Below are 3,006 nucleotides of genomic sequence, written 5' to 3'. Positions count from 1 at the left end.
GCAAGACGACGGCCTGGATGCGGACAGCCGAAAGCGGCAAGGCGCTGACTTTTCATTTCTGTCCGACATGCGGCTCGACCGTCTACTGGGAGGGCGAAGGCTTTCCCGGATACGTCGCCGTCGCCATCGGCAGCTTCGCCGACCCCAATTTCCCCGCACCGGCCATCGCGGTGTGGGAGGAGCAACGCCACCCCTGGGTCACCTTGCCGCCCGACACGCCACCCAAGCACATGGCGAAGCAGGGGTGACGAAGCGGGCTGTCTTTCACAAAGTGTCTCAGAGCATGAGACATGGACGAAGGCGAAGCCTTTTGTTTCTCTCATCAATTTTGACCAAGAAATATTCTCTGCTTTGGCACACGCTCTCAAGTCTGATCAGTCTAATTCTCGGTGCGGACCGAGGGACTCGAACCCTCACAGCCTTTCGGTCAAGGGATTATCTCGGCAATCGCGGCGCGCTCTTTATGAGGGCCGTGAGTTCTTGGAGTGATTGAAGCAACTGATCGCATAGTGCATTGTAAGTATCGATCAGCCCCGCGTTTCGCGTGATTCGAAGCCTATTTGCGACGCTAGCGAGAATTTCTTCCGCCTTGGCCACAGAAGTCAAATGAGAATAGGCAACGCGCAAGTCATAGAGGACGAAAAAGGGCGAGAGCAATTTCGCTATTTCGCCCCCGGACTTCGTAGCCTCCAAAATAACCTGAAGGCGCTTCAAACTGCCGAGTGAGTCCGGGTTTCCGCCAAGACGTCTTGCGATTGTCGCGAGCGCCTTGTTGTCGAAAGATTCAATGTACACTTTATTCAGACTGTCCGCGACGTGCCGTCGTTCTTTGGGTGTATCGACGACCGGAGCATTGAACGATAGGGCGATGTCATAAACCTCTTGGTCAAGGTGGGCGATTTTTGCGCCAAACAGCGCGGCGCCTTCTGCTAGAAATTCCGATCGCGCGGCAAAGAGCTGGCTCTCTTTCGAGGGTGGCGTAAAAATGCAGTCGACCTGCCCCTCGTAGAATTCGCTCCCGATCATGTGGTCGGAGTCAACGTTCTCGGACCTCAAATAGTATTGCTCGCTTTCGGGCAGGTCGGCAATATCGCCGAGCCACATCACGACCTTTCCGTTCTTGTTGACGCCGAAAGAGATTGAGAAAGTTTCTCCTTCTATCGTGCCGTAGGTCGGTGACGCGAACTTTACCGTGTAGTTCGGCGACGCATCGTATTTGAGAAGTACCTCACGCTTGAAGAAAACGGGCGTGAGAAATCCAATATGAAATTCTCGATACAGGCCGGGAATGTAAAAGTAGTCGTCAGGGTCATAGCGGAACTTGACTTTGCCAAAGCCAAAATCGTTTTCCAGTTTCTTCCGCCGAACGGCGACGTTCGTTTGGCCCTCTTCGACAGTGCGACGATGATGCTCAATGATCGCGAAGCGCGAACGATCCGGCAAATGATCACGTCCACACTTTTCGCAACGAAGTACCGGCAATCCAGAAATCTTTATAGGGATACCGGACACGTCTTCGTCGAAATCAGCAAAGGCTAGATAGAGGTGGCCTTTGCAATCGTCGCAGTAAAGACGCTGAACATGTCCCGATGGCGGGAAGACATCCTTTATGTGCATGGGCGCATATCTAGGTCGTTGACTGGTGCGGGCGGCCGGAATCGAACCGGCACGGGGTTTCCCCCAACGGATTTTCTTACCAGCTACGGCTTGCGCCGCCTCGTCGTGCGCGTTCGCGCCCGAGACGAGTTTGTGGTCTGGACTATACCTTCACCGTAGCGCGGTCGCGCGCTTTAGGTGCTGCCCGTCTAGTCTCTACACCTTCGCACCGGCCGTTCGGCCGGGGCGCTTGGCTCGGGGTTGCCACCGTGAGGAGGTTTCTCCGAATTTGAGCAGTTCTGCATCCTCGGTTTCCCGAAGAGCACTCAATCGCTTAAGTCCGTTGCGTCTACCGTTCCGCCACGCCCGCACTAACGGCAATTTAATCGCGGTGGCCGCTACTGCCAAAGGAAAAAGAGCCGCCGGATTTCCGCTTCCGCGTGGGAATGAGCGGAATAATGCTACGGTCAGGCAGCACCTCCCGCCGACGTCCTCGCGCACCGCCGCGTCAGTTACTGCTCCGCCGCGACGGCGGGGCCGGGTCCGGCCGCACGCCGGCCCAGGGATCGGACGGGCCTTGCTTCTCCTTGATCTTCGGCAGCGCCGCCCGGTAGGCGTCATCGATGGCCTTCTGCTTGGCCCGCTCCGCCGGAGTCAACTGCTTGGGTTCCTTTTGGAGCGGAAAGCTCGGCGCCGGCATCTGAGCGGCCGCCGGCGCCGTCAACAGCGCGAGCGCCAGGCCGGCCAGGATCAACCGCTGTAAGAGCATGGTCATTCCTTGAAGATGTGGCCCCATAATTCGTCCCAGTCGGTACCCGAAAGATCGGTGACGCGGCCGTCCTTCTCGTAGAATTTGTTGGGGATCTGGAACATGGCGAGCATCAGGCCGCCCTCCGGTGTCCACGCGACGTGGCGGCTGCCGGCCTCGCGCCAGACGAATTCGCCCGGGCCGACGCTCAGCCCTTGCGCCGGGCCTTCCTTGTCGCACAGCTTGCCCTCCAGCACGTAGGTCTGCTCGATCCGGACGTGCTCATGGTCGGGCAGCACGGCGCCCGGCGCAAAACGCATCAGCGCGGTGACGAGGCCGCTGGCCTTGTCGAACAGCAGGCCTTTGACTTCGCAGCCGGGGAAGCGCGTCTTCTTCCATTCCATCGTGGCGGGACGCACGACGTGCGAATGCGTGTCGAGCGTGTCGTGCCGGGTTTTATCAGTGACGGCGTCCATGTCGGCCTCCTTGGCTCAAGGGTATTTGGTCCCATCATACCCGATCGCGTAGAAATCCGGACAAAGAAAAAGCCGCACAAAAGCGGCAAAACGACAGCACAGCCATTCGGTTCGGCTACAGGCCGGCGTCCCGGATCGGCGGCTGGAAGGCGAGCCCGGTATCCCAGGGAAAATAGATCCAGGTGT

The 3,006-nt window shown here is 58.3% G+C and carries 4 protein-coding genes; 1 reads left to right on the top strand and 3 read right to left on the bottom strand.

The window, feature by feature from the left end; genetic code table 11:
* The coding region (locus tag WB528_RS03665; protein WP_423887072.1) for a GFA family protein at window positions 1-248 on the top strand (248 nt) is incomplete at its 5' end.
* A gap of 187 nt (window positions 249-435) precedes the next feature.
* Here WB528_RS03665 and WB528_RS03660 read toward each other — a convergent pair.
* The 3 genes from WB528_RS03660 to WB528_RS03650 form a co-directional block, all read right to left on the bottom strand.
* Complete coding sequence (locus WB528_RS03660) at window positions 436-1,617, bottom strand: hypothetical protein (RefSeq protein WP_423887071.1); 1,182 nt, start codon at window positions 1,615-1,617, stop codon at window positions 436-438.
* Between the two features lie 487 nt (window positions 1,618-2,104).
* Window positions 2,105-2,365, bottom strand: a complete 261-nt coding sequence (locus tag WB528_RS03655) for a hypothetical protein (RefSeq protein ID WP_423887070.1) — start codon at window positions 2,363-2,365, stop codon at window positions 2,105-2,107.
* Window positions 2,366-2,367: 2 nt separating this feature from the next.
* A complete protein-coding gene (locus tag WB528_RS03650; RefSeq protein ID WP_423887069.1) occupies window positions 2,368-2,820 on the bottom strand; it encodes a cupin domain-containing protein in 453 nt (150 codons plus the stop codon).
* Window positions 2,821-3,006: the final 186 nt, after the last annotated feature.

Source organism: Bradyrhizobium sp. (assembly GCF_049586575.1).
GTDB lineage: Bacteria > Pseudomonadota > Alphaproteobacteria > Rhizobiales > Xanthobacteraceae > Bradyrhizobium.
Note: the sequence above shows the minus strand (reverse complement) of the source record. Positions and strands in the feature narration are given on the sequence as shown.

Bases quoted from the DNA above. Each gene is read 5' to 3' on its own strand.
- WB528_RS03660 (WP_423887071.1), bottom strand. From the start codon at position 1,617: ATGCACATAAAGGATGTCTTCCCGCCATCGGGACATGTTCAGCGTCTT.
- WB528_RS03655 (WP_423887070.1), bottom strand. From the start codon at position 2,365: ATGCTCTTACAGCGGTTGATCCTGGCCGGCCTGGCGCTCGCGCTGTTG.
- WB528_RS03650 (WP_423887069.1), bottom strand. From the start codon at position 2,820: ATGGACGCCGTCACTGATAAAACCCGGCACGACACGCTCGACACGCAT.